The organism is Leifsonia sp. McL0618, from assembly GCF_049994905.1.
Classification (GTDB): domain Bacteria; phylum Actinomycetota; class Actinomycetes; order Actinomycetales; family Microbacteriaceae; genus Diaminobutyricibacter.
Map to the genome: position 1 here is coordinate 2,118,738 of NZ_CP188258.1, position 25,076 is coordinate 2,143,813.

General features: G+C 67.1%; 20 protein-coding genes and 1 tRNA gene. 19 read left to right on the forward strand and 2 right to left on the reverse strand.

The window, feature by feature from the left end:
• From ACPPVQ_RS10155 to leuA, 3 genes are all read left to right on the forward strand, one after another.
• Window positions 1-1,281: an alpha/beta hydrolase gene (locus ACPPVQ_RS10155; protein ID WP_426514985.1), complete on the forward strand. Its 1,281-nt coding sequence runs from the start codon at window positions 1-3 to the stop codon at window positions 1,279-1,281.
• Complete coding sequence (locus ACPPVQ_RS10160) at window positions 1,278-3,842, forward strand: bifunctional lysylphosphatidylglycerol flippase/synthetase MprF (protein WP_426514986.1); 2,565 nt, start codon at window positions 1,278-1,280, stop codon at window positions 3,840-3,842. The genes ACPPVQ_RS10155 and ACPPVQ_RS10160 overlap by 4 nt, the downstream gene beginning before the upstream one ends.
• Window positions 3,843-3,982: 140 nt before the next feature.
• Entirely contained in the window at window positions 3,983-5,758 is a 1,776-nt protein-coding gene (leuA, locus tag ACPPVQ_RS10165) for a 2-isopropylmalate synthase (protein ID WP_426514987.1), read from the forward strand.
• Window positions 5,759-5,830: 72 nt separating this feature from the next.
• Here the strand turns inward: leuA and ACPPVQ_RS10170 are convergent, their stop codons facing one another.
• Window positions 5,831-6,529 (reverse strand): trimeric intracellular cation channel family protein, encoded by a 699-nt coding sequence (locus ACPPVQ_RS10170; protein ID WP_426514988.1) that lies wholly within the window; start codon window positions 6,527-6,529, stop codon window positions 5,831-5,833.
• 61 nt (window positions 6,530-6,590) lie between these two features.
• On the opposite strand from ACPPVQ_RS10170, the gene recO reads away from it, so the two are divergent.
• From recO to ACPPVQ_RS10185, 3 genes are all read left to right on the forward strand, one after another.
• Window positions 6,591-7,373, forward strand: a complete 783-nt coding sequence (recO, locus tag ACPPVQ_RS10175; protein WP_426514989.1) for a DNA repair protein RecO — start codon at window positions 6,591-6,593, stop codon at window positions 7,371-7,373.
• A complete protein-coding gene (locus ACPPVQ_RS10180; RefSeq protein WP_426514990.1) occupies window positions 7,370-8,173 on the forward strand; it encodes an isoprenyl transferase in 804 nt (267 codons plus the stop codon). The genes recO and ACPPVQ_RS10180 overlap by 4 nt, the downstream gene beginning before the upstream one ends.
• 66 nt (window positions 8,174-8,239) lie before the next feature.
• Window positions 8,240-8,911 carry a DsbA family oxidoreductase gene (locus ACPPVQ_RS10185; RefSeq protein ID WP_426514991.1) on the forward strand — a complete coding sequence of 224 codons (672 nt, stop codon included), beginning with the start codon at window positions 8,240-8,242 and terminating at the stop codon, window positions 8,909-8,911.
• A gap of 281 nt (window positions 8,912-9,192) precedes the next feature.
• Here ACPPVQ_RS10185 and ACPPVQ_RS10190 read toward each other — a convergent pair whose 3' ends face one another.
• Window positions 9,193-9,705 carry an aminoacyl-tRNA deacylase gene (locus ACPPVQ_RS10190; protein WP_426514992.1) on the reverse strand — a complete coding sequence of 171 codons (513 nt, stop codon included), beginning with the start codon at window positions 9,703-9,705 and terminating at the stop codon, window positions 9,193-9,195.
• A gap of 33 nt (window positions 9,706-9,738) precedes the next feature.
• Between ACPPVQ_RS10190 and dusB the strand changes: the two genes are divergently transcribed.
• The 13 genes from dusB (at window position 9,739) to ACPPVQ_RS10255 (ending at window position 25,042) form a co-directional block, all read left to right on the forward strand.
• Window positions 9,739-10,929 (forward strand): tRNA dihydrouridine synthase DusB, encoded by a 1,191-nt coding sequence (dusB, locus tag ACPPVQ_RS10195; RefSeq protein WP_426514993.1) that lies wholly within the window; start codon window positions 9,739-9,741, stop codon window positions 10,927-10,929.
• 3 nt (window positions 10,930-10,932) lie between these two features.
• Window positions 10,933-12,204, forward strand: a complete 1,272-nt coding sequence (locus ACPPVQ_RS10200; RefSeq protein ID WP_426514994.1) for a deoxyguanosinetriphosphate triphosphohydrolase — start codon at window positions 10,933-10,935, stop codon at window positions 12,202-12,204.
• A gap of 80 nt (window positions 12,205-12,284) precedes the next feature.
• Window positions 12,285-13,151 carry a DUF4282 domain-containing protein gene (locus ACPPVQ_RS10205; protein ID WP_426514995.1) on the forward strand — a complete coding sequence of 289 codons (867 nt, stop codon included), beginning with the start codon at window positions 12,285-12,287 and terminating at the stop codon, window positions 13,149-13,151.
• Window positions 13,152-13,202: 51 nt separating this feature from the next.
• Window positions 13,203-15,107: a DNA primase gene (gene dnaG, locus ACPPVQ_RS10210; protein WP_426514996.1), complete on the forward strand. Its 1,905-nt coding sequence runs from the start codon at window positions 13,203-13,205 to the stop codon at window positions 15,105-15,107.
• A 150-nt stretch (window positions 15,108-15,257) separates the two neighbouring features.
• Window positions 15,258-16,892 (forward strand): ABC transporter substrate-binding protein, encoded by a 1,635-nt coding sequence (locus ACPPVQ_RS10215; protein ID WP_426514997.1) that lies wholly within the window; start codon window positions 15,258-15,260, stop codon window positions 16,890-16,892.
• A gap of 91 nt (window positions 16,893-16,983) precedes the next feature.
• Entirely contained in the window at window positions 16,984-18,081 is a 1,098-nt protein-coding gene (locus ACPPVQ_RS10220; protein WP_426514998.1) for an ABC transporter permease, read from the forward strand.
• A gap of 1 nt (window position 18,082) precedes the next feature.
• On the forward strand, window positions 18,083-19,180 hold the full coding sequence (locus ACPPVQ_RS10225; protein ID WP_426514999.1) for an ABC transporter permease: 1,098 nt from the start codon (window positions 18,083-18,085) through the stop codon (window positions 19,178-19,180).
• Entirely contained in the window at window positions 19,177-20,868 is a 1,692-nt protein-coding gene (locus ACPPVQ_RS10230) for a dipeptide ABC transporter ATP-binding protein (protein ID WP_426515000.1), read from the forward strand. The genes ACPPVQ_RS10225 and ACPPVQ_RS10230 overlap by 4 nt, the downstream gene beginning before the upstream one ends.
• Before the next feature lie 9 nt (window positions 20,869-20,877).
• Window positions 20,878-21,753, forward strand: coding sequence for an ATP-binding cassette domain-containing protein (locus ACPPVQ_RS10235; RefSeq protein ID WP_426515001.1), 876 nt, complete (start codon window positions 20,878-20,880; stop codon window positions 21,751-21,753).
• The gene (locus ACPPVQ_RS10240; protein ID WP_426515002.1) at window positions 21,750-22,760 is read left to right on the forward strand and encodes a D-isomer specific 2-hydroxyacid dehydrogenase family protein; all 1,011 of its coding nucleotides are present in this window, start codon (window positions 21,750-21,752) and stop codon (window positions 22,758-22,760) included. The genes ACPPVQ_RS10235 and ACPPVQ_RS10240 overlap by 4 nt, the downstream gene beginning before the upstream one ends.
• Before the next feature lie 93 nt (window positions 22,761-22,853).
• Window positions 22,854-22,926 (forward strand) — tRNA-Asn (locus ACPPVQ_RS10245).
• Between the two features lie 167 nt (window positions 22,927-23,093).
• Window positions 23,094-24,383, forward strand: coding sequence for a sensor histidine kinase (locus ACPPVQ_RS10250; RefSeq protein ID WP_426515003.1), 1,290 nt, complete (start codon window positions 23,094-23,096; stop codon window positions 24,381-24,383).
• On the forward strand, window positions 24,380-25,042 hold the full coding sequence (locus ACPPVQ_RS10255) for a response regulator (protein ID WP_426515004.1): 663 nt from the start codon (window positions 24,380-24,382) through the stop codon (window positions 25,040-25,042). Before ACPPVQ_RS10250 ends, ACPPVQ_RS10255 begins: the two co-directional genes overlap by 4 nt.
• Window positions 25,043-25,076 lie beyond the last annotated feature (34 nt).

Below are 25,076 nucleotides of genomic sequence, written 5' to 3' on the forward strand. Positions count from 1 at the left end.
ATGACCTTACGGATCGATCAGCGACCCTTCCTGACGACGATCGACATCGTCGCCGTGGCGTTCATCGTCTTTCTCCTGGTGCGGAAGCCGACCCTCCGCTGGATCGTCACCGCACTCATCGCCATCGCCGCCGGCGCGGTTTTCGGGATCGTCCTCTGCTGGATCCTGGTCGACCAGCTCGACTTCTTCGGTGTGGACCTGAGCACGATCACGCGGATGTGGGTGGCCCTCGCCTGTGCCGGCCTCGCCCTCGTCGTCGTCAACCTCTGGCACTCGCCCTGGTGGCGCAAGGCCATCGCGATCGTCGCCGTCCCGCTCATCGTCGTCACTGGAGCAGCCGGGATCAACGTCGACTTCGGCGCCTACCGCAACATCAATGATGCGGTCGGGGTCAACCCGTACCAGGTGGTCACCGTCGGGCGGCTGGGCCACGCGGTGCACACGTCTGCGATTCCCACCCTGGCCTCGTGGACGCCGCCCGCGAAGATGGCGAGCGTCGGACGGATCTCGTCCGTCGAGATTCCGCCGACCATGTCGAATTTCCCCGCGCGGCCGGCGACCATCTACCTGCCGCCCGCTGCGCTCACGGCGAACCCGCCTGCGCTCCCGGTACTGATCACGATGTCCGGTCAGCCCGGCCAGCCGTCGGACATGTTCACGGCAGGCCACCTCGGAACGATCATGGACGCCTATGCGGCTGCTCACAAAGGGATCGCGCCGATCGTCGTCGAGGTCGACCAGCTCAGCAACCCCGAGCACAACCCGATGTGCGTCGACGGGCCGCTCGGCAATTCGGCGACTTACATCGTGACCGATGTGGTCCACTGGATCAGAGTTCACTTCCGTGTCCTGACGTCGCCGAACTCCTGGGCGGTCAACGGATTCTCGCAGGGCGGCACCTGTTCCGTCCAGTTCGCGGCGGGGCATCCCGAGATCTTCGGCACGGCGCTCGCGATCTCGAGCGAGCTCTACCCGACAGCGGGTCCGGACACGATCCAGAAAGGCTTCGGTGGTTCCGCTGCCAAGGCGGCGGCGGCCCGCCCGACGGCGCTGTTCGCCGCTCACGCCCCCTACCGGAACAGTCTGATCGTGTTCGCCTACGGCCAGTACGACGCGCGGTACACCGCGTTCGCCCAGCAACTCGAACACGCATCGCAGCGGGCTGGCGTCACCACCGAGACCCTCGTCTCGCCCCGCACCGCGCATGACTGGAACACCGTTCGCTACGCACTCAAGGCCGGTATACCGATGATCCTTCCACACATGGGGCTCGCGCCATGAGCGGGACAACGCCCGGAACGACCGGGGCCGGCGCCGCAGGCACAGGGACCACCGGCACGGGCGGCGAGGGCGCCGGCCGGTTCGCGGGCGCGCTGAACCGCATCGCCCGGCTCGTTGCCGGCCAGCCGTTCACCAGCTCCGTCGTTGTGGCCATCCTGACCCTGGCCCTGGTGACGGGACCTCTGACGGGGCCCGGCATCCACGTTCGAGCGGTGGTCGGCACGGGGTTCGAACCGGTGGTCGAGGCAGGCCGATGGTGGACCCCGCTGACCAGCGTCTTCTTCACGGACAGTCTCTTCGAGCTCGTCGCCGTGCTGGTACTCGCCGTGGTGCTGCTCGGCTGGGCCGAACGCCTCATGGGTACGGCCAGGACAGCGCTGGCGTTCGCAGCGACCACCATCGTCGGAACCCTGGCCGGCATCGCCCTCCAGGCGCTCGGGATGCGCGGCGGGGAGCTGTGGGCGCACGGCGTGATCGAACTCGTCACGATGGATCCGCTCACCGCGATCGGCGGAACCATCGCGGCCGGCAGCGCATTCGCGAGCGCACTCTGGCGTCGGCGCATCCGCGTGCTGACCGTGCTCATCTCGGTGATGTTCCTGCTCTATTCGGGCCAGCCCGATGACCTGTACCGGTTGCTCGCGGTGCTCGTCGGGATCGGGCTCGGGGCGCTTCTCCACGACGGTCGTGTCTCCCGCACCTGGGCGCGCAGCTCACACCATGAAGTCCGGGTGCTACTCGCATCCGCGGTGCTCATCACAGCCCTCGGACCGGTGATCGCACTCCTGGCCTCTTCGCGTTTCGGCCCGCTCGCGCCGATCGGCATGCTCTTCACCAACGATGTGCCCGCACCGGGCGAGGTCGTCGACCGATGCCAGGCGTTCGCCGTGACCCAGGCCTGCGTGCGGGACATCACGCTCGAGCGCATCAACGGTCTCGGACCGATCCTCGTCTCGGTGCTGCCGCTGCTGGTGCTGGTCGTCGCGGCCTACGGACTGCTGCGCGGCCGGCGATTCGGCGTCTGGCTCGCCGTCGCCGTCAACGTGTTCCTGTCTGTGCTCTCCGCCGTCTTCTTCGGCCTGGTGCCCCTCCCGGGCGCCGTCGCGAGCCCACGCCTGTCGGGGCGCTACGCCGAGCTCACCGTGGATCTCGTCATCTCGGCGCTGCTGCCGCTCGTGATCGCCGTCGTGCTCATCGCGATGCGCCGGCATTTTCCCGTCCTCGCATCGTCGGCGCGGGTGCGGCGGTACGTGCTCACGGTCGTGATCGCCGGCGTCTCCCTCGCCGCGCTCTATGTTCTCGTCGGGTGGCTCCTGCGTGAGACGGGCTTCACGCGACCTGTCGGGGTCGACGACCTGCTCAACGACGTGTTCGAACGGTTCATCCCGGTCAGCTTCCTGCGGCACGAACCGGCCGGCTACCTTCCGACGTCCCCGCTGGGAACGATCGTCTACCACAACGTCGGCACGGCGTTCTGGCTGATCGTCGTCGGAGCGGCCATACCCGTCATGCGCGACGACGCGACGCGCAACCGCGGGGGCGATGCCGCCCGTGCCCGGCAACTCCTGGCCGGGGGAGGCGACGCCATCTCGTTCATGTCGACCTGGCCGGGCAACTCCTACTGGTTCGACCCTGTGGACGATGTCGCCGTCGCCTACCGCGTGATCGGGCGCATCGCCTTGACGACAGGCGGCCCGTTCGGCGCGGCGCCCGGCCACGACACCCTCGGACGATTCGCGCGGTTCTGCGACGACAACGGCTGGGTCCCGGTCTTCTACAGCATCGACCACGCTGCGACCGCCCGATTCCAGTCGATGGGGTGGGAGACCATGGTCGTCGCAGAAGAGACCGTGCTGCGGCCGCAGCAATGGCAGATGACCGGCAAGAAGTGGCAAGACGTGCGGTCTTCGATCAACAGGGCGCAGCGTGCCGGGATCCGCGCTGTGTGGACCAGCTACGACGACCTTCCGCTCGCTACAGCACTCCAGCTCTCCGACATCTCCGAGCAATGGATCGCCGAGAAGGACCTGCCCGAGATGGGCTTCACGCTCGGCGGAATCGACGAGCTCCGCGACCCGGCCGTGCGACTGATGCTCGCCATCGGCGAGGACGGACGCGTCGAGGCGGTGACGAGCTGGCTGCCGCGCTACCGCGACGGGGTCGTCGTCGGCTGGACCCTCGACTTCATGCGGCGCCGGCCCGGGAGTATCAACGGCGTGATGGAGTTCCTGATCGCCGAGGCGGCCATCCGGATGCGCGATGACGGAATCGAGTCGATGAGCCTGTCCGCCGCGCCGCTCGCGCACACCGCACGCGGCGCGGGTGGAGACCAGTCGGTGATGGATCGCGTGCTCGGTTTCATGAGCGCCTCGCTCGAGCCTGTCTACGGCTTCCGCTCGCTCCTCGCGTTCAAGCGCAAGTTCCAGCCCGAGTACCACCCGCTGATCATGGCGTTCCCCGATCCTGTCGCCCTTCCGGCGATCGGTGTCGCGCTCGTTCGGGCCTATCTGCCGGGCATCTCGATGCGCCAGGCGGCGACCCTCGTCCGTGGGCGCGGATGACGAGTGCCTTCACAGGTGGTACCTTTGTTTCTGTGTACGGTCTGCTCCTCCTTAGCTGCCGCGACGAGTCCTAACCTGAGGCCTCACTCGTCGCGGAGTCTGTCGTTGGCTCAATTCCATTCGCGAGGAGATCAGAGACCATGAAGAACAATCAGGCGCCGAGCGCCATGCCGATCCACAAGTACGTGCCGTATCACCAGCAGTTCGGGGTGAAACTGCCCGACCGCACCTGGCCGGATGCGACGATCACGAAAGCGCCGCGCTGGTGCGCTGTCGACCTTCGTGACGGCAACCAGGCCCTCATCGACCCGATGAGCCCCGAGCGCAAGCGCATCATGTTCGACCTGCTGGTGCGCATGGGCTACAAGGAGATCGAGGTCGGGTTCCCGAGTGCGAGCCAGACCGACTTCGACTTCGTGCGCAGCCTCATCGAAGAGAACGTCATCCCCGATGACGTGACCATCCAGGTGCTGACGCAGGCACGCGATCACCTCATCAAGCGCACCTACGAATCCCTGGTCGGCGCGAAGCAGGCGATCGTGCACCTCTACAACTCGACGAGCGTGCTGCAGCGCGATGTGGTGTTCCGCACCGACAAGCAGGGGATCATCGACATCGCCCTGCACGGTGCCCGGCTGTGCCGCGAGGCGGAGTCGATGGTGCCCGGCACGACCATCTACTACGAGTACTCGCCCGAGAGCTACACCGGCACCGAACTCGAGTTCGCCGTCGACATCTGCAACCAGGTGCTCGACATCTTCGAACCGACCCCGGAGCGCAAGGTCATCATCAACCTGCCCTCGACGGTGGAGATGGCTTCGCCCAACGTGTATGCGGACTCGATCGAATGGATGTCGCGGCATCTCGCGCACCGTGAGAACGTCATCCTGTCACTGCATCCGCACAACGACCGTGGCACGGCGATCGCATCGGCCGAACTCGGCTACATGGCCGGCGCCGACCGTATCGAAGGCTGCCTGTTCGGCAACGGCGAGCGCACGGGCAACGTCGACCTGGTCGCGCTGGGCATCAACCTGTTCACGCAGGGCATCGACCCGCAGATCGACTTCAGCGACATCGACGCCGTGAAGCGCACCGCAGAGCACTGCAACCAGCTGCCCGTGCACGAGCGCAGCCCCTGGGCCGGCGACCTGGTCTTCACTGCGTTCAGTGGATCGCACCAGGACGCGATCAAGAAGGGCTTCGAGGCGATGGCGGCCGACGCCGAGGCGCAAGGCAAGAGCGTCGATGAACTGCTCTGGGCCGTTCCCTACCTGCCGGTCGACCCGAAAGACCTGGGCCGCAGCTACGAAGCGGTCATCCGCGTCAACTCGCAGTCGGGAAAGGGCGGCGTCGCCTACCTGCTGAAGACCGACCACGCGCTCGACCTGCCGCGCAAGCTGCAGATCGAGTTCTCCGGTGTCGTGCAGGCGAAGACCGATGCTGAGGGTGGAGAAGTCACCAGCGAGCAGATCTGGGAGATCTTCAAAGACGAGTACCTGCCGGCGCCGCTCGAAGACGCCGAGAACAAGTGGGGCCGGTTCGAACTGGCGAGCGTGAACACGTCGAGCGACCTGAGCGGCGACGTCGAGCTGACCGTCACCCTGCGCGACGGCGACACGGTCGCCAAGAATGTCGGCCACGGCAACGGACCGATCGCGGCGTTCCTCGACATCCTGAACCACCGCGGGGTCGACGTGCACCTCTACGACTACTCCCAGCACACGCTCTCGGCCAGCGAGTCGGCCTATGCGGCCGCCTACGTCGAGCTCGAGGTCGACGGCCGCCGCCTGTGGGGCGTGGGCATCGACGCGGACACGTCGACGGCATCCCTCAAGGCTGTCGTCTCCGCGGTGAACCGCGCCGTGCGCTTCGAGGCGCCCGATTTCGTGCCGGCCGAGCCAGTCCACGCCTGACGCGGATTCGCCGGGGACAGGGTTCTTCCCCTTTCGCGACGCGCGAAGTGGGAGGAACCCTGTTCCCGCCGTCTACTGGTCGGGGTTCGAGATGCGGTAGTGGGTCGAACGGCGTGGCCAGCGCGGGCGGGGGATGCGGCTGAGCGTGCGCTGCTCGGGGAGACTCCACCCGAAGCGCACAGCGAGCAGGCGGATGACCGTGGTCACGATCACGCAGACGATCGCGGCGACGCTGATGGGCACGTGCAGGTCCACCAGAATGACCAGGGTCGCCGTGCCGGCACCGGCCGCCACCGCATAGAGCGAACCGACGTGCATGAGTGCGATCGGGAGCGTCAGCAGCACATCGCGCAGGATCGAGCCACCGACTGCCGACACCACCCCAACGAAGACCGCCGGCACCTCCGGCAGCCCGAGGGACAAGGCCTTCGTGGCCCCGATCGCGCCGAACAGGCCGATCGTCAGGGCGTCGAGGAACGTGATCAGCGGATCGACGCGCCGGAAGACACGGGCGAGCAGCATCCCCAGCAGGGCTGCGACCACCGTCATCGGCAGGTACCAGTTCGTCGCAAGCGCCACCGGCGGGGTCACCAGCAGGATGTCGCGCAGCAGACCGCCGCCGACGCCGGTCGCAACGCCGATGATGGCGATGCCCAGAAGATCGAGCCGCCGGTCACGGAAACCGGACGCGAACATCGCGCCCTGCAGCGAGCCGACGCCGACAGCCACCAGGTCCGCCCAGAGGGGGATCTCGAAGACCGATGCGCTCATACCCCACTTGTAGCATGCGCGGCAGCCCGGCTCTGTCAGGCGGGCGGGGGATACTTGGAGGGTGCCCGTTTATCGTGATGAAGCCGTCGTGCTGCGCACCCACAAGCTGGGCGAAGCCGACCGCATCGTCACGATGCTCACGCGCCAGCACGGCAAAGTGCGCGCGGTCGCGAAAGGCGTGCGTCGCACCGCATCGAAGTTCGGCGCGCGGCTGGAACCGTTCATGGTCGCTGATGTGCAGCTCTACGAAGGGCGCAGCCTCGACGTGATCACCCAGGCGGAGTCGATCGGCTCGTACGGGGCGGCCATCGCCGACGACTACGCCAGCTACACGGCGGCGAACGCCATGGTCGAGACGGCCGACCGGGTCACAGAAGCCGAAGGCTCGCTCCAGCAGTACCTGCTGCTCGTCGGCGCACTCCGGTCGCTCGCCCGCAAAGAGCACGGTGCAGCGCTCACCCTCGACTCGTACCTCCTCCGGGCGCTGTCGATGGCCGGATGGGCTCCCAGCTTTCTCGACTGCTCCCGCTGCGGTGCGCCCGGCCCCCATTCCGCGATCGTCGTGCAGCTCGGAGGGGTGGTGTGCGACGACTGCGCACCGCAGGGTGCGCCACGGCTCGACGAGGAGACCGTCGCACTGCTCGGCGCGCTGTTGACCGGCGACTGGGACCAGGCTGAAGCTGCCGGCGACGGCACCCGGTCGAAGGCGAGCGGGGTGGTAGCGGCTTACACCCAATGGCACCTGGAGCGCGGCCTCCGCTCCCTGCAGCATGTGTCGCGCGAACGGCGGGAGCCGGGCGCCGAAACCCAGATCCCACCGACCGCATCCCAGGGGAGCCGATGACGCCCAAGCCCTACACGCACAAAGATGCGGTCGAGTTCCGACCGCTCGACTGGACCGGGGTCTACCCGCCCGCCATCCCCAAGGCTGCCGTACCGGGACACGTCGCGATCGTGATGGACGGGAACGGACGCTGGGCCAATGCGCGCGGGCTCACCCGTATTGAAGGGCACCGCGCGGGGGAGGCCTCGCTGCTGGATGTGGTGGCCGGCGCCATCCAGATCGGCGTGCGGCACCTGAGCGTGTACGCCTTCTCGACCGAGAACTGGAAACGCTCGCCCGACGAGGTGCGGTTCCTCATGGGGTTCAACCGCGATGTGCTCCATCGCAGGCGTGACCAGCTCAACGAGTGGGGCGTGCGGGTGCGCTGGGCCGGTCGCAGGCCGCGGCTCTGGTCGTCCGTCATCAAAGAACTCCAGTTCGCCGAACGGCTCACCGCCGGCAACGACGTGCTCACCCTGACGATGTGCGTCAACTACGGGGGACGGACGGAGGTCGCGGATGCCGTCCGCACGATCGCAGAGGATGTCTCAGCAGGCCGACTCAAACCATCCGCCATCACCGAACGCACCATCCAGCGTCACCTCTACACACCCGACCTGCCCGACGTCGACCTGTTCGTTCGCAGCTCCGGTGAACAGCGCACAAGCAATTTCATGCTGTGGCAGAGCGCGTACGCCGAGATGGTCTTCCTCGACACGCTGTGGCCCGATTTCACCCGGGCAGACCTGTGGCAGGCGATCGAACTGTACGCCGGGCGCAACCGGCGGTTCGGGGGAGCGGTGGATGCGCCATCCGTCTGACGCTGTTCGCAAGGCTGTTCGCAAACGTGCGGGAATGAAAAATTCGGCAGCCGGGTTGGCAGTGTTGTGAGTGAACCCATCAAAGTAGACATCTGGTCCGACATCGCCTGCCCCTGGTGCTACATCGGAAAGCGCAAGTTCGAAGCAGGAAGCGGCCTGTTCGCGGGTGCGGGCGACGACCGCGGTGTCGTCGTCGAATACCACAGCTTCGAACTGTCGCCGGAGACGCCGGTCGACTTCGATGGAAACGAGATCGACTTCCTGGCCGTGCACAAAGGCATTCCGGCCGGGCAGGTGAAGCCCATGCTCGATCGTGTGACGGGGATCGCTTCATCCGTCGGGCTCGACTACGATTTCGATGCACTCAAGCACACGAACACGGTGAAGGCGCACGAACTTCTGCACTATGCCAAGGCGCACGGCAAACAGCTGGAGATGTCCGAGCGACTGTTCAGCGCCTACTTCGTGGAGGGACGCCACGTCGGTCGCATTGCGGATCTGGCCGACCTCGCCGCCGAGATCGGGCTCGACCGCGACGACGTCGTTCGCGCTCTCGAGACTGAGGAGTTCCTCTCGGACGTTCGCGCCGACCAGGCGATGGCCACCGAGTACGGCATCCAGGGGGTTCCGTTCTTCGTGATCGACGGCCGGTATGGAGTGTCGGGAGCGCAGGATTCGCAGACGTTCGCACAGGTGCTCGAGCAGGTCTGGACGGAGAAGGCCGCGGTGAGCGCGTGACCCAGAGTGACGGGACGGCGCCCGCGGCGCCCGCAACCCCCTCAGCCACAGCGGGTTTCTCCCTGATTCCGCTGGGTGATCTTTCGGCTGCGGCCTGCGAAGGCGACGCCTGCATCATCCCGTAAGCGGCGCCTCCGGCAATCAGGCAGAGGCCGACGGGCGATCATCCGACCAATGCTGCCGGGTTTCGTCTCTACCCTGCGGAATCCGTCCACAGGCGCTGGATTGTGCGAAATTCGTGGGTGCGCCGGCCATCCACTGGCGAATTCTGCACAACCGGCCTACTCGGGGTCGGAGATGTCGGCGACCGTGGCACCGAATGAGGCGATCAGGTCGTCGGCGTCGACGAAGAGGGAGTAGCCGTGAGCTCCTGCACCCATCGCGACCTCGTGTCCCGCGATGGTGCTGTCCGCGTAGACCGGCCACGCGTTGGTGCTGCCGAAAGGCGTGATCGTGCCCCGCTCATATCCTGTCGCCTCGAGTGCGACCGCCGCGTCGGGGAGCTGAAGTTTGTTCACCCCGACGAGCGCACGCAGTTTCGGCCAGGAGATCTTGCGGCCGCCGGGAATGAGCGCGAACAGGAACGTTCCGTCGCTGCGTTTGACGACGAGCGTCTTCACGATTCCCGATGGCTCGAGGCCGAGCAGGGCGGCCGCCTCCTCGAGGCTGCGCGCGGCGGGCCGCTCGGTGATCCGGATGGCGACCCCTCGCTCGGCCGCGTCGGCCTCGGCTCTCGCGCGACCGCTCACGACCGGCTCGTTCGATCCATCCACAGCCTGTAGGTCCTGAGTCATTTCCGCAGCCGCTTTCTGGGACAATTGCATGAGATGTCTTCCACAGCAACGATAAGCCACGCACCCCAGCTGACCATCGGTCCGCTGGCCCTCGACGTGCCCGTGGTCCTCGCCCCGATGGCCGGGATCACGAACACCGCCTTCCGTCGCCTCTGCCGCGAGTTCGGCGCCGGTCTCTATGTCAGCGAGATGATCACGTCGCGCGCCCTGGTCGAGCGCACTCCCGAGTCGATGCGGCTGATCACCCACCACGAGTCGGAGACGCCGCGATCGATCCAGCTCTACGGGGTCGATCCCAAAACGGTTTCCGAAGCGGTCACCATGCTGGTTGCCGAAGATCGTGCCGACCACATCGACCTCAACTTCGGCTGCCCGGTTCCGAAGGTGACCCGCAAGGGCGGCGGCGCCGCGCTTCCGTGGAAGCTCGGGCTGTTCCGCGAGATCGTCGAGGGTGCCGTTCGGGCTGCCGGGCCGATTCCGCTGACCGTGAAGATGCGCAAAGGCATCGACAGCGACCACCTGACCTACCTCGAGGCGGCGAGGGCTGCCGAAGGCGCGGGTGTGGCGTCGATCGCACTGCACGCACGCACGGCCGCAGAGTTCTACTCGGGCCATGCGGACTGGTCGGCGATCGCGAAGCTCAAAGAGACGATCACGGGCACTCCGGTTCTGGGCAACGGCGACATCTGGTCGTCGGCCGATGCGATCCGCATGGTCGACGAGACCGGGTGTGACGGCGTCGTCGTCGGCCGCGGCTGCCTGGGGCGCCCGTGGTTGTTCGGCGACCTTGCGGCGGCGTTCCACGCCCGCTCCGGCGAACTCGACCCCGCGGTCGCCGCGGCGGTCCAGGCACATCCGACGCTCGGCCAGGTCGCGGCGACGTTCCGTCGGCACGCCGAACTGCTCGTGGAGTTCTTCGACAGCGAGGAGCGGGGCTGCCGCGACATCCGTAAGCACGTCGCCTGGTACTTCAAGGGTTACCCCGTCGGGGGAGACCTGAGAGCGAGCCTCGCCACCGTCGAGAGCCTGCAGCATCTCGACGACCTGCTCGCCACCCTGGACTGGAACCAGCCGTACCCGGGAGAAGGGGCGGAAGGCCCACGCGGCCGCGCGGGCACCCCCAAGAACCCCGCCCTTCCCGATGGGTGGCTCGCCAGCCGCGAACTCGATGGCTACCAGAAGGTCGAACTTGCCGAAGCCGAACTCAACAACAGTGGGGGGTAGCCGGTGACCCAGACTCGCCATGCCGAGCCCGGATCGCCGGCGTACGCGCCGGGTGACCGTGAGCGCTGGCTTCCCGAGCAGCACTCCAGTCGTCGCAGCGACTTCGCGCGTGATCGTGCGCGTCTCCTCCATTCGTCCGCACTGCGGCGACTTGCGGCGAAGACCCAGGTGCTCAGCCCCACCGCCGGGCTCGACTTCGCCCGAAACCGGCTCACCCATTCGCTCGAGGTCGCCCAGGTCGGCCGGGAGCTCGCCACGAGCCTCGGCCTCGACCCCGACATCGTCGACACGGCCTGCCTGGCCCACGACATCGGCCATCCGCCGTTCGGGCACAACGGTGAAAGGGCGCTCAATCACTGGGCCGGTGACATCGGAGGGTTCGAGGGCAACGCGCAGACGCTGCGCCTCCTCACGCGGCTCGAGCCGAAAGTGTTCGGCGACGACGGTCGCGCCTACGGGTTGAACCTGACCCGCGCGAGCCTCGACGCCAGCTGTAAATACCCGTGGCCCGCATCCTCGTCGGTCTCCGACCCGAGCGGCCGCGCCAAGTTCGGGTTCTATGCCGACGACCAGCCGGTATTCGAATGGATGCGCGCTGGCGCGCCCGACCGGGTCCGCTGCATCGAGGCCCAGGTCATGGACCTCTCCGACGACATCGCGTACTCCGTGCACGACTTCGAAGACGCGGTCGTCAGCGGGTACATCGACGTTCAGGCGCTCGGGCGCAGGGTCGATCACGAGGGACTGGTCGCCTCGATGTACGAGTGGATCGGTGGGGAGTTCAGCCACGACGAGCTGATCGCTGCTTTCGATCGCCTCGACACACTCGACGTGTGGCTTGAGGAATGGGACTCGAGCCGGCGCGCACAGGCACGACTGAAGAACCTGACCAGCCAGCTGATCGGGCGGTTCGCCGGTGCAGCGACCCGCGCCACCCGTGAGGCCGCCTCGAGCGAAAGCCTCATCCGGTACGGCGCCGACGTCGTCGTTCCTGCCGAGATCCAGGCCGAGATCGCGGTGCTGAAAGGCATCGTGGCGACGTTCGTCATGTCACGCAACACGCGCCAGCCCATCTACGTGCAACAGCGCATGGTGCTCGTGACGCTCGCCGACGTGCTGCTCGCCAGCGGTCCACACGAACTGGACCCCGGGTTCGCCGAGGACTGGCACGCCGCCGCCGACGACGGCGCCCGCAAACGTGTCGTCGTCGATCAGGTCGCGAGCCTGACCGACCAGTCGGCTCTTGCGTGGTACGAACGGCTGGTACAGCATTAGCGAGCGGCGCCGCGTCGCGGGGCCTTGTGCCTCGGCTCGCTGTGCTGGATGCTGAGAAACACGGCCAACGGGAGGAAACGATGAGCGCGCCACAACCGCCGACGAACGGCGACGTGCCCGACACGGGCTCGGACGCCACAGAAGGCAGCGCGCCGACGCCGACCACAACTCCGGAGCCTTCCGCGGCGAAAGCCGCCCCCCGCAAAGCAGCGCCGCGTAAACCTTCCGCGACTACCAGCCGCACCCGAAAGCCCGCCGCGAGCACCAGCCCCGTCGTGGTATCCGAAACGGCGCCGACGCAAGTCCTTCCAAACCTCGACGCGACCGAAGTGCTACCGGTTGCTGCCGCGGCGGAGAACCCCGAAGTCGTCGCTGCCGCGAGTGCGGTGCCTGTCGCAGCGGTCCCGGAATCGGCCCCAGCGCAGCCTCAGCCACCTGAGCCGCACCCGGTGGAAGAGCAGCCGGTGTCGACCCTGCCAACGGAACCGCAGCCCGCCCAGCCGACGGAACAGCCGCCGACAGAACCGCAATACCCCCCGCGCGACGGAACGCAGAGCCAGCAGGAGCCGCCGGCCGCGCACCAGGCCGCTCCGCCCCCGCGCTCGATCACTGAGGTGTTCGCGGAACGGCTCGACAACGACGGGTTCTTCTCGGCGCTCTTCGACCTGACGTTCACCCGCTACGTGACACGCAAACTTGCCGGACCGGTGTACATCGTCGGGCTGGTCCTGATCGGCCTGAGCACGATCCTCGCGCTGATCTACTGGCTCGGCCAGGCGATCGCGACGCACACGTTCCTCGGGGCGTTCGTCTTTCTCTTCGGCCTGATCATCACGGTCGTCGGCAGCGCGCTCGCCATCCTGCTGCTCCGCGTCGCGATCGAAGTCTTCGTCGCCATCATCGCGATCGCAGAGAACACCCGCCCGCGGCGGAAGCAGGGGCCCTGATCACACCATCCGCGAGGCCGACGATGTCGGTCCGCTCAGTAGAATCAGACTATGGCCGGCCGAATTCGACAGAGTGACATCGAAGAGGTCAAAGCCCGCACCAACATCGCTGACATCGTCGGCGACTACGTCAGCCTCCGTCCTGCCGGTGTCGGGTCGCTCAAAGGCCTCTGCCCGTTCCACGACGAACGCAGCCCCAGCTTCCATGTGCGCCCGCAAGTCGGCATGTACCACTGCTTCGGCTGCGGCGAAAGCGGCGACGTGTACTCCTTCCTCCAGAAGATGGACCACGTCAGCTTCAGCGAGGCGGTCGAACGTCTCGCCGGCCGCGTCGGGCTCACGCTGCACTACGAAGACGGCGGAGCCGCACCCGAAGCCGGAAACCGTGCGCGCATCCTCGCAGCGAACACGGCCGCCGAAGAATTCTTCACGCAGAAACTCGCTGCCCCCGAGGCCGATGTCGGGCGCCGGTTCCTCGGCGAGCGCGGCTTCGACGCCAACGCCGCCGCACATTTCGGCATCGGCTTCGCACCCAAAAGCTGGGACGAGCTCACCAAACACCTGCGCGTTCGCGGTTTCAGCCAGGACGAACTGGCCGCCGCGGGCCTCGTCTCCGCCGGCGACAGGGGTGTCTACGACCGCTTCCGGGGGCGGCTCGTGTGGCCCATCCGCGACGTCACAGGCCAGACCATCGGTTTCGGCGCGCGCAAGCTCCTCGACGACGACAACGGCCCGAAATACCTGAACACGCCGGAAACCCCCGTCTACCACAAGGCCCAGGTCCTGTACGGGCTTGACCTCGCCAAACGCGAGATCTCCCGCAGCCGCCAGGTTGTCGTCGTCGAAGGCTACACCGACGTCATGGCGTGCCACCTCGCCGGCATCACCACCGCCGTTGCGACCTGCGGCACCTCGTTCGGCGTCGACCACATCAAGGTGTTGCGCCGCGTACTCGGAGACGACACCGGTCTCGGCGAAGTCGTCTTCACCTTCGATCCGGATGCCGCGGGCCAGAAAGCGGCGATGCGCGCCTTCAGCGAAGAACAGCGTTTCGCGGCACAGACCTACGTCGCCGTCGGACCCGACGGCCTCGACCCCTGCGACCTGCGTCTCGCGAAAGGCGACGACGCGGTCCGGCGCATGATCGATACCAAAAAGCCGATGTTCGAGTTCATGATCAAACAGGTGCTTTCTCAATACAACCTGGACACCGTCGAAGGCCGGGTCGCCGCGTTGCGGGCCGCAGCGCCCGTCGTCTCCGACATCCGCGACCCGTCCCTGAGGCCCGGATACACCCGGGAGCTGGCACGGATGCTGGGACTTGAGCTTTCCGAGGTCACCAGGGCCGTATCCAATGCTCGTTCGAGCAGCACGCCGACAGGGGCGCAAGCGAGCGCCGGCGCCCCCACGGCGCAGTCGAGCGCACCGCGGGGAGGGGCGGATGCGCGCTCTGGGTCGCCCGCACGACCGGCGGCGATCGACGGCCCGTCCCTCGTCACGCTGCCGACCGACCACGCAACGCGGCTCGAACGGGATGCCCTCATGGCGATGCTCCAGTACCCGGCGATCGTGGGGGTCGACCTGACACGCAGGGCGACCCAGACGGCCTTCGCGAACCAGAGCCTCGCCGTGGTCCGCGACGGCATCGCGACAACCCTCGACGCGATGGACACCCCGGATTGGCTGGCCCGGGTGGCCCAGGAGGTGCCCGCGCCGTTCTCGACGCTCGTGACGGAACTGGGTGTCGCGCCCATCCCGGAACGCTCCGAAAAGGAACTGACCGCCTACGTGCGCGGGGTGACAAGTTCCCTCATCGAGCGCGACCTGCTGCGGCGCAAGGCGGATTTGCTCGGGCGGCTGCAGCGCGCAGACCCCGAGCAGCGCGACGCATATACCGCGCTGCAGCGGGAGCTTGTGCAGATCGAAGCGGACAGACGCAAGCTGCGCGACGAATAATTGCGTCAACGTAAAGATCTCGCTACGAATCGCCGAAACGGTAAAAGCAGACGCCGATTCTGTGTTATCAAGAATTCAACGCAGTCCGGCGGTGCGCACAGCGCTGCCCACCGGGCTGGCTGACCCCACACCAGGAAGAGGTAATCGGATATGACATCCGCCCACATCAGCGGCAGGCGCGTTCTGGCCGTGACCGCCGCATTCGCGGCGACGGCTTTGGTGCTCGCAGGCTGCGCCGGAAACGCGAACAGCTCGAGCTCCGGGAGCAATGGCACGCTGACCGTCGGAACCACCGACAAGGTCACGTCGATCGACCCGGCAGGCTCCTACGACAACGGTTCATTCGCCGTCATGAACCAGGTGTACCCGTTCCTGCTGAACTCGCCGTACGGCACCTCCGACGTGAAGCCCGACATCGCAGAGTCCGCGTCGTTCACATCGCCGACCGAGTACACGGTGAAACTCAAGCCGGGCCTCAAGTTCGCGAACGGCCATGACCTGACGTCTTCCGACGTGAAGTTCTCGTTCGACCGCCAGATCAAGATCAACAGCCCGGTCGGCCCCGCCTACCTGCTCGCGAACCTCGCCTCGACCGACGCACCGGACCCGACTACGGTCGTGTTCCACCTCAAGGTGCCGAACGACCAGACCTTCGCCCAGGTGCTTTCGAGCCCCGCAGGCCCGATCGTCGACGAGCAGGTGTTCTCGCCCGACAAGGTCACGTCTGACACCGACATCGTCAAGGGCGATCCCTTCGCCGGTCAGTACACGATCACGAGCTACAACTTCAACAGCCTCGTCGCTTACAAGGCGAACCCTGGCTACAAGGGTCTCCTCGGCAAGCCGGCGAACGCCAAGGTCGATGTCAAGTACTACACCGACCCGTCGAACATGAAGCTCGACATCCAGAAGGGCGACATCGACGTCGCGTACCGCCAACTGTCTGCGACGGACATCGCGAACCTGCGTACCGACAAGAACCTCAAGGTCGTGGACGGCCCCGGTGGAGAGATCCGCTACATCGTCTTCAACTTCAACACGATGCCGTATGGCGCCACGACGGCGCAGGCCGACCCGAAGAAGGCTCTGGCGATCCGCCAGGCTGCGGCCGACCTCGTCGACCGCGCAGCGATCGCCAAGCAGGTCTACAAGGACACGTACACCCCCCTGTACTCGTACGTTCCGTCCGGCCTGACCGGCGCGACCACGGTGCTGAAGGACCTGTACGGTGACGGCAACGGCGGACCGAGCCTCGACAAGGCGAAGGCCGCACTCCAGGCGGCAGGCGTCGCCACGCCGGTCACGCTGAACATCCAGTACACGCCCTCCCACTACGGCCCCTCGTCGTCCGACGAGTACGCCATGATCAAGGACCAGCTCTCGCAGGGCGGCCTGTTCAACGTGAACATCCAGTCGACCGAGTACGTCCAGTACAACAAGGACCGCGTCAAGGACACCTACCCCGAGTACCAGCTCGGTTGGTTCCCTGACTACTCCGACGCCGACAACTACCTGACGCCGTTCTTCGCGAAGGACAACTTCCTGGTGAACCACTACAGCAACAGCGAAGTTCAGGACCTGATCACCAAGCAGATCGGAACGACCGACAAGGCCGCCCGCACTCAGCTGATCGAGCAGATCCAGGCCAAGGTCGCGGCGGATCTCTCGACGCTTCCCCTGCTGCAGGGCGCACAGGTCGCGGTCACCGGCAAGAACGTGAACGGCACTCAGAAGACTCTGGACGGCTCGTTCAAGTTCCGCTACGGAGCGATGTCGAAGGGCTGAAGCCCACCGGCTAGAATCGCCTGACGAAGCTGGGGGCGGCTCGCGCGAGCGAGTCGCCCCCTCGCTTTCGGTTACTTCACGATTGGTTAACATGACAGCGACTGTCACCGGCCCCGCGTCGCCCGCGGCGGCCACCCCCACTCCCACAAAGAGATCGCGAGGATCAGGAGGTGGTCTGGGGCGTTACATCGCCATCCGGGCCGTCCTGATCATCCCCACCATCTTCATCCTGGTCACGGTGGTGTTCTTCATCATGCGTGCGACCGGCGACCCGATCACTGCGGCGCTGGGCGGCAAGCTCACCCCGACGCAGCTGGCCGCGCGCATCCATCAGGCCGGCTACGACCGCCCCCTGATCATCCAGTACTTCGAGTACATCGGTCACGTCTTCACCGGTAACTTCGGCACGACGCTGAGCGACAACCAGCCGGTCATCCATGTGCTGCTTACGTACGGCGCTGCCACGCTCGAGCTTGCTTTCTACGCGCTCATCGTGGCCTTCATCGTCGGCATCCCGCTCGGCATGGTCGCCGCCTACTACCGCGACAAAGGTCGGGATGCGTCACTGAGGATCTTCGCGATCCTCTGCTACGCGACGCCCGTGTTCTTCGCCGGCCTCATGCTGAAACTGATCTTCTCGATCTGGCTGAACTGGCTGCCGGTCGCGGGCCGCGCATCCACCAGTTCGGAACTCGAGATGCAGACACTGCCGAACAAGACGGGCATCTACCTCATCGACTCGTTCCTGACCGGCGACCCGTCCGTGACGGGAGACGTGCTCCTGCACGCCATTCTGCCGGCGATCACGCTCGGTCTGCTGACGGCCGGCGTGTTCCTCCGCCTCGTGCGCACGAACGTCATCGGAACGCTCTCCACCGACTACGTCGATTCGGCACGCTCGCGCGGGGTCAGCGAGTACCGCCTTGTACGGCGCCACGCGTACAAGCCGGCGCTCATCCCGATCATCACCGTCATCGGACTGCAAATCGCGATCCTGCTGAGCGGTGCGGTGCTGACCGAGACGACCTTCGAATGGAAGGGTCTGGGTTTCCAGCTCGTCCAGTACCTGCAGTCCCGTGATTATGTGGCCGTGCAGGGCATGGTCGCCCTTCTCGCCGTGATCGTCGCCCTGACGAACTTCATCGTCGACGTCATCGCGGCCATCATCGACCCGAGAGTGAGGTACTGACATGTCGGACCAGGCAACCCAGCCCGACACTGCAGCTACCACTGCCCCTGTGCCCAAGCGCAGTCTCCTCGACCGCATCCCGGTCATCCACCAGTTCCGGCAGAGCGTGGGCCTGCAGCGCGGCATGCTCGTCGCCGGCCTGATCATTACGGCGCTCTTCGTCTTCGTCGCGATCTTCGCTCCGCTGATCGCCCCGTACGGTTTTGCGCAGCTGCGCGATGCCAGCGGCCCCTTCGGATCGCAGCAGCCTCCGAGTGCGGCACACATCTGGGGCACCACTGTGGGCGGCTACGACGTCTATTCGCGTGTGCTCTGGGGTGCCCAGACGGCGATCCTCGTGATCATCGTTGCGGTCATCCTGTCGATCTTCGTCGGGATCTTCCTCGGTCTCGTCAGCGGCTACCTCGGCGGCTGGCTCGACCGGGTGCTCGTCGTGATCCTGGATGCGATCTTCGCTTTCCCTTCGCTTCTGCTCGCCATCGTGGTCGCGATCGCGATCAGCGGCGGCCAGTCGAGCCTGTGGGGCGGAATCATGGCGGCGGCGATCTCGATCACCGTGGTGTACATCCCGCAGTATTTCCGGGTCATCCGCTCCGAGGCCGTGCGGATCAAGGCCGAAGCCTATGTCGAATCCGCGAAGGTGATCGGCGCGAGCAACTCGCGCATCATGTTCCGGCACGTCTTCCGCAACTCGACGCGCACGCTGCCACTGATCTTCACGCTGAACTCATCAGAGGCGATCCTGACGCTCGCCGGCCTCGGCTTCCTGGGGTTCGGCATCGAGCCGACCGCCGCCGCCGAGTGGGGCTACGACCTGAACAAGTCGCTGTCGGATGTGACCAGTGGTATCTGGTGGACCGCCCTCTACCCTGGCGTCGCGATCGTCCTCGCGGTCCTCGGGATCACACTCGTCGGTGAGAGCCTCAACGACCTCGCCGACCCGCGCCTGCGCGGTCGCCGGTCCGTCGCCCAGGCTGCCGGTGAGGTCGCCGAGACCTCGGTGGTACCCGGTGGCACCCTCACGGCCGGCCCAGGCGGCCTGGACGGCCTCGAAGGCGGAGAGAGTTTCGACGAACACGGAATCGAGGTTCGGCCATGACCGACATCGTGGAGATCAACAACCTTGCCGTCTCGTTCTCGACGGATGCCGGCGCTGTGAAGGCCGTCGACGGCGTCAGCCTTCACGTCGCTCCTGGCGAAGTACTGGCGATCGTCGGCGAGAGTGGCAGCGGCAAGACCGTGACCGCCAAGACGATCCTCGGTCTGCTTCCCGAGACGGCGACGGCGTCGGGTGCGGTCGTCCTGCGCAGTCGTGACGGCGGCACGGAGGCGGACATCGTACGCCTCACCAAGCGTCAACTGCGCGAGGTCCGCGGCAACGATGTCGCCATGGTCTTCCAGGAGCCGTCGAGCGCGCTCAACCCGGTCTACACCGTCGGGTGGCAGATCGAAGAGGGCCTCCGGGCGCACGGCAAACTGTCGAACTCCGAGGCTCGCGCGAAGGCGATCGAGATCCTCGGCCGGGTGGGCATCCCCGACCCCGAACTGCGGTACAAGTACTACCCGCACCAGTTCTCTGGCGGCCAGAAGCAGCGCATCGTCATAGCGATGGCGCTGGTCCTGAACCCCGGGCTCATCGTGGCAGACGAGCCGACCACGGCGCTGGATGTCACCGTGCAGGCCGAGATCCTCGACCTCCTCCGCCGGTGCCGCGACGAGTTCGGTGCAGCGATCGTGCTCATCACGCACAACATGGGCGTGGTCGCCGATCTCGCCGACCGTGTCGCGGTGATGTACCAGGGCAAGGTCGTGGAGGAGGCGGATGTGAAGACGCTCTTCTCGGCGCCGCAGGATCCGTACACGAAGCGGCTCCTCGCATCCGTCCCGCACATCGGCCAGGGATCCCTTCAGACCCGGGAGCGCGCGGACACGCGTCACGAGGGCTGGGATGACGTGAAGCCGGTCGTCAAGGCGGCAGACCTCCGCATCCAGTACCCCGGCCGGCTGGGCCGGCCCGGGTTCGTCGCGGTCGACGGAGTGAGTCTGCAGATCCGCGCGGGCGAAGTGCTCGGTCTCGTGGGGGAGAGCGGTTCGGGCAAGACGACGATCGGGCGGGCCATCGGCGGCCTCACCCGGGTTACCGGCGGCTCGCTCGAGGTGCTCGGCATCGAGATGAACGGCGTGTCCGAGCGCCGGTTCAAGAAGGTGCGCAGCGACATCGGGTTCGTCTTCCAGGATCCGGGGACGAGCTTCAACCCATTGCTCACCATTGCCGAGTGCGTTGCCGAACCCCTCGTCGTGCACGGCCGGGCGTCGAGCCCGTCCGCAGCCCGTGCGCGCGTGGACGACCTGCTGGAGGCTGTGCAGCTGCCTCGCGCCTACGGTGACCGTTTTCCGCATGAGCTGAGCGGTGGCCAGCGCCAGCGGGCCAGTCTCGCGCGGGCCCTCGCTCTCGAGCCGACCCTGCTGATCGCGGATGAGCCGACCTCGGCACTCGACGTCTCCGTGCAGGCGCGCGTTCTCGAACTCTTCGCCGAGCTGCAGAAGGAGTTCGGGTTCGCATCCCTGTTCATCAGCCACGACCTCGCGGTCGTCGACCTGCTCGCCGACCGCATCGCGGTGCTCCATCACGGCAAGCTGGTCGAGGAGGGAACGGGTGAAGAGGTGCTCGGTGCACCGAAGGACCCGTACACGCAGCGCCTCCTGGCGTCGCTTCCTGTGCCGAACCCGGTCGAACAGGCCGAGCGCCGGGCCGCCTTGCGCGCACTGAAGGAGCAAAGCGCCTAGGGTCGAGGTGTGAGTTCAGTTCCCGCGATCGTCGTCAGCGACCTCTCGGTCGAATATCCCGCACGGGGGCCGAGTGCCGCGCACGTCGCCCTGCGCGGGGTAAGCCTTCGCGTGGAGCCCGGTGAGATCCTGGGCGTACTCGGCGAGACAGGGTCGGGCAAGTCGACGCTCGCCCGCATCCTGTCCGGCCGGGGAATTCCGCAGCGTGCGACGGACCCCGGCCCCAGGATCACCGGCGGCGATGCGACTGTGCTCGGCCACTCCCTGCGGCGGGCCCGAAAACGGGACATCGCCGAGATCACGTTCCACGTCGGGTTCCTCGAGCAGGAGGCGGCGAACACGCTGGAGCCGACGCTGACGATCGCTGAGAACGTCGCCCTGCCGATCTTCGAGCGCGATCGCGGCTACAGCAGGCGCGCGGCAGGGGAGCGGGCTGCGACGATGCTCGACACGGTGCACCTGCCGCTCAGCGTGCTCGGCAAGTACCCGTACGAGTTGAGTTCCGGCCAGCGGCAACGTGTCGCGCTCGCCCGTGCGCTCGTGCTCGGGCCGTCGGTGCTGGTCGCCGACGAGCCGACCGCCGGTATCGACGCGACGGTCAGGGATGCGGTCATCGACCTGCTCGCCCAGCTCGGGGAGCACCGCGGGTTCTCCGCGGTCGTGGTCAGTCATGACCTTGCGGTCCTGCGTCGGGTGACGACGAACTCTGCGGTCCTCCACGAGGGGCGGGTGGTCGGTTACGGCCCGATCGACGATGTCCTGGCGGCCCCGGAGCACCCTTTCGTCGCCGGGCTCGCGACGGCACTCAACCCTCCGCAGAAGCGTACGGAGCGTCGTCCACAGAAGTCCGGCGGGCGCACAAGAACCATGGAAGGCAAGGCATGACACCCCATCCCCGCAGGCCGGGTCAGCATCGCGCCGTCGTGGCAGAAGAGGGGACAGAGCTTCCGGAGGGCGACCGACCGGAGCCCGGTCCCATCGCCGTGCTCCCGCGCCCGAGCCGGCTGTTCGTGGATGCTGTGGCATCCGGCGGCGGAACAGTCGCCGAACTCTCGGATGACACCCGGGGGCTGATCTGGCTCTCGTACACGGCCGAAGCGGAGCTGCGCGAGGCGCTGAGCGCGCATCCGAACATCGGATGGGTCCAGCTGCCCTATGCGGGGGTCGATGCGTTCGCCGACGTGCTGGCAAAGGAATCACGGCCGGGCCTCCTCTGGACGAGCGCCAAGGGCGCCTATGCCGAGCCGGTCGCCGAGCATTCGCTCGCCCTGACGCTCGCGCTCCTGCGCGTGCTGCCGAAGCGGGTCGTCGCGACCAGCTGGAGCACCGTGCCCGAGGGCCGCTCGCTGTATGGACTGAATGTCGTGATCATCGGTGCGGGCGGTATCGCCCTCGAACTGATGCGACTGCTCGAACCGTTCGACGCCGACGTCACCATCGTTCGCCGCTCGGCGGAGCCGGTCGTCGGCGCCAGCCGCACCGTGCAGGCCGACCAGCTGGGCGCCGTCCTGCCGGATGCCGACATCGTGGTCGTCGCGGCCGCACTCACCGGGGGCACGCGCCATCTCATTGGCGCGCCCGAGTTCGCTGCCATGAAGGGGTCGGCCTACCTCGTGAACATCGCACGCGGGGGTCTCGTCGACACCGACGCATTGCTGGATGCCCTGGCTGCGGCCCGGATCGCAGGCGCCGGCATCGATGTCACCGACCCGGAACCGCTGCCGGACGGTCACCCCCTGTGGGACGAACCGCGCTGCCTGATCACACCGCACTCAGCGGACACGCCGGAGATGACGGCACCGCTGCTGGCAGAGCGCATCCGGGTGAATGTCGAGGCGTTCCTCGGCGGCGGACACTTCGTCGGCATCGTCGACCCCGCTGCCGGCTACTGAAACTGCGGGTGAACGGCGTGCGACGCGCGCGGAGGATGCGGCCGATTTTGCGGACCGGAAACCTTTGATAAAGTAGCTACGCTGTTCAAGCATTCCTCGATAGCTCAATTGGCAGAGCAGCCGGCTGTTAACCGGCAGGTTCTTGGTTCGAGTCCAAGTCGGGGAGCTGAGGCCCGGAGACTCCACTCTTCGGGCCTTCTTCTTTGTGGCGGCAGTCCCGGTCACGGTACCCGGTATATCGCCGCGCGGGAATGTGACCTACTCCCACAGGAGTATCCCAGGTTGGGCTCCCCGGCCGATTACACGTTCAGGGTCGCTGGCTAGCATGGGGGGATGCCACGCAGCCAGCCCGAAGAGCGCTGGTCGAACCATGCCGGGCAGCAGCCGGGCTGGGGCGGACCCGCCCGCTGGCAACGTGGCGATACAGGCAGCCAGACGGCCGACGGCGGCACGAGCGGCTGGGGCGGACCACCCGGCTGGCAGGGCCGCAGGCCACCAGGAGCACGATGGATCCCGGTCGTCGTCTCGCTGATCTTCCAGCTGCCCGGGGTCGCGATCGTCCTCCACGAGTGGCCGAGCCCGCTGCTGGTCGTCGCGATGCTCGCCGCGTTCGCCTCCTCGTTCCTTCTCCTGCTCGCGCGCACCTACCCCGGTCCGGTCGTCGTTGCGATCGGCGTCCTGTGCATGCCTGCCATCGCCCTCGGCGGCGGGCCCCCGTTGGCAGCGGTACCCCTCGCTTTCGCTGTCGTGGGCGCCGTCGTGCGTGGCGCCCGTACGTGGGCGTGGGGAACCGTTGCCGGACTCGCCCTGCTCGGCCCGCTCACCGCCTGGCTGGTCGCGGGCACGACTCTCGCGCTCATCCGCCCGCTGATCACCGCGCTCATCCTCACCCTGCTGGTCGGTGTCGGCGAGGCGCTCCGCAACCGGCGCGAACGCTACCGCGAGGTGTCACGCCAGGTCGCCGCCCGCCGCGTCTCCGCCGCAGAGGCCGAGCGGGTGCGCATCGCCCGCGAACTCCATGACGTGCTCGCCCACTCGCTGTCTCAGATCAGCGTCCAGGCCGGGGTCGGCCTGCACCTGTTCGACACCCAGCCCGACAAGGCGAAGGAGGCACTGGCGGCCATCAAGACGACCAGCGGCCAGGCGCTCGAAGAGGTGCGCGGCGTGCTGGGCTTCCTGCGCACCGAAGGGGAGCAGGCCGCCCGATCCCCCGAGCCCGATCTTGCGCGCATCCCGATCCTCGTCGCCACCTACACGCGGGCCGGCCTCGACGTGACCTTCGACAACACCATCACCACCATTCCCGCTCCCGCAGTACAGCTGGCCCTCTATCGCATCGTCCAGGAGTCGCTCACCAATGTGGGGCGCCATGCGCAGGCGACGGTCGTGGCCATCCAGCTGAAGGAAGACGGCCGGGACTACCTGCTCACCGTCACCGATAACGGCCGCGGCCTCGACAGCGACGCCGACAACGAGGGTGGCGGCCTGCTCGGGATGCGCGAACGGGCCGAGCTGCTCGGCGGACGATTCGAGGCCGCCAACCTGCCGGGCGAGGGGTTCCGGGTGAGCGCGCGCATCCCCATCCGCACACTCGCCCAGCCGGCCGACAGCGGGTCACTGTGATCCGCGTGCTGCTGGCCGACGACCAGCACCTGGTGCGCGCCGGGTTCCACGCCCTTCTCGCCGCGGAGCCCGACATCGACGTCGTCGCGGAGGCGTCCACGGGGCGTGATGCCGTCGAGCAGGCGAAGGTGACCCGGCCGGATGTCGTGCTCATGGACATCCGGATGCCCGACGGCGACGGTCTGTGGGCGACCGAGCAGATCGTGGGGGACCCTGCACTCGCCTCGACCCACATCGTCATCGTCACCACCTTCGAACTCGACGAGTATGTCGCGCAGGCGATCCGTGCGGGCGCGAGCGGGTTCCTCGTGAAAGACACCGAGCCTGTGGATCTCATCCGCGCTGTTCGTGTGGCTGCGGCCGGGGAGGCCCTGCTTTCGCCGGGCGTCACGAAGCGACTTCTCGAACGGGTGGCAGGCGGTCTGAAGCCCGCACCGGAGACGACCGCTCTCGATGCGCTCACCGACCGCGAGCGCGAGGTGCTCGCGCTGGTCGGCCGTGGCCTCACCAACACCGAGATCGGCGCGGAACTCTTCCTCAGCCCCCTGACGGCGAAGACGCACGTCTCCCGCATCATGACCAAGCTGGATGCCCGGGATCGCGTCCACCTCGTCGTGGTCGCCTACGAGACCGGCCTCGTGCAGGCGGGCTGGCAGTAGCAGCACCCGCACCCGTGCTCCCGAGGGAGTAGTG

Bases quoted from the DNA above. Each gene is read 5' to 3' on its own strand.
- ACPPVQ_RS10155 (WP_426514985.1), top strand. From the start codon at position 1: ATGACCTTACGGATCGATCAGCGACCCTTCCTGACGACGATCGACATC.
- ACPPVQ_RS10160 (WP_426514986.1), top strand. From the start codon at position 1,278: ATGAGCGGGACAACGCCCGGAACGACCGGGGCCGGCGCCGCAGGCACA.
- leuA (WP_426514987.1), top strand. From the start codon at position 3,983: ATGAAGAACAATCAGGCGCCGAGCGCCATGCCGATCCACAAGTACGTG.
- ACPPVQ_RS10170 (WP_426514988.1), bottom strand. From the start codon at position 6,529: ATGAGCGCATCGGTCTTCGAGATCCCCCTCTGGGCGGACCTGGTGGCT.
- ACPPVQ_RS10180 (WP_426514990.1), top strand. From the start codon at position 7,370: ATGACGCCCAAGCCCTACACGCACAAAGATGCGGTCGAGTTCCGACCG.
- ACPPVQ_RS10190 (WP_426514992.1), bottom strand. From the start codon at position 9,705: ATGACTCAGGACCTACAGGCTGTGGATGGATCGAACGAGCCGGTCGTG.
- dusB (WP_426514993.1), top strand. From the start codon at position 9,739: ATGTCTTCCACAGCAACGATAAGCCACGCACCCCAGCTGACCATCGGT.
- ACPPVQ_RS10205 (WP_426514995.1), top strand. From the start codon at position 12,285: ATGAGCGCGCCACAACCGCCGACGAACGGCGACGTGCCCGACACGGGC.
- dnaG (WP_426514996.1), top strand. From the start codon at position 13,203: ATGGCCGGCCGAATTCGACAGAGTGACATCGAAGAGGTCAAAGCCCGC.
- ACPPVQ_RS10215 (WP_426514997.1), top strand. From the start codon at position 15,258: ATGACATCCGCCCACATCAGCGGCAGGCGCGTTCTGGCCGTGACCGCC.
- ACPPVQ_RS10220 (WP_426514998.1), top strand. From the start codon at position 16,984: ATGACAGCGACTGTCACCGGCCCCGCGTCGCCCGCGGCGGCCACCCCC.
- ACPPVQ_RS10225 (WP_426514999.1), top strand. From the start codon at position 18,083: ATGTCGGACCAGGCAACCCAGCCCGACACTGCAGCTACCACTGCCCCT.
- ACPPVQ_RS10230 (WP_426515000.1), top strand. From the start codon at position 19,177: ATGACCGACATCGTGGAGATCAACAACCTTGCCGTCTCGTTCTCGACG.
- ACPPVQ_RS10240 (WP_426515002.1), top strand. From the start codon at position 21,750: ATGACACCCCATCCCCGCAGGCCGGGTCAGCATCGCGCCGTCGTGGCA.
- ACPPVQ_RS10250 (WP_426515003.1), top strand. From the start codon at position 23,094: ATGCCACGCAGCCAGCCCGAAGAGCGCTGGTCGAACCATGCCGGGCAG.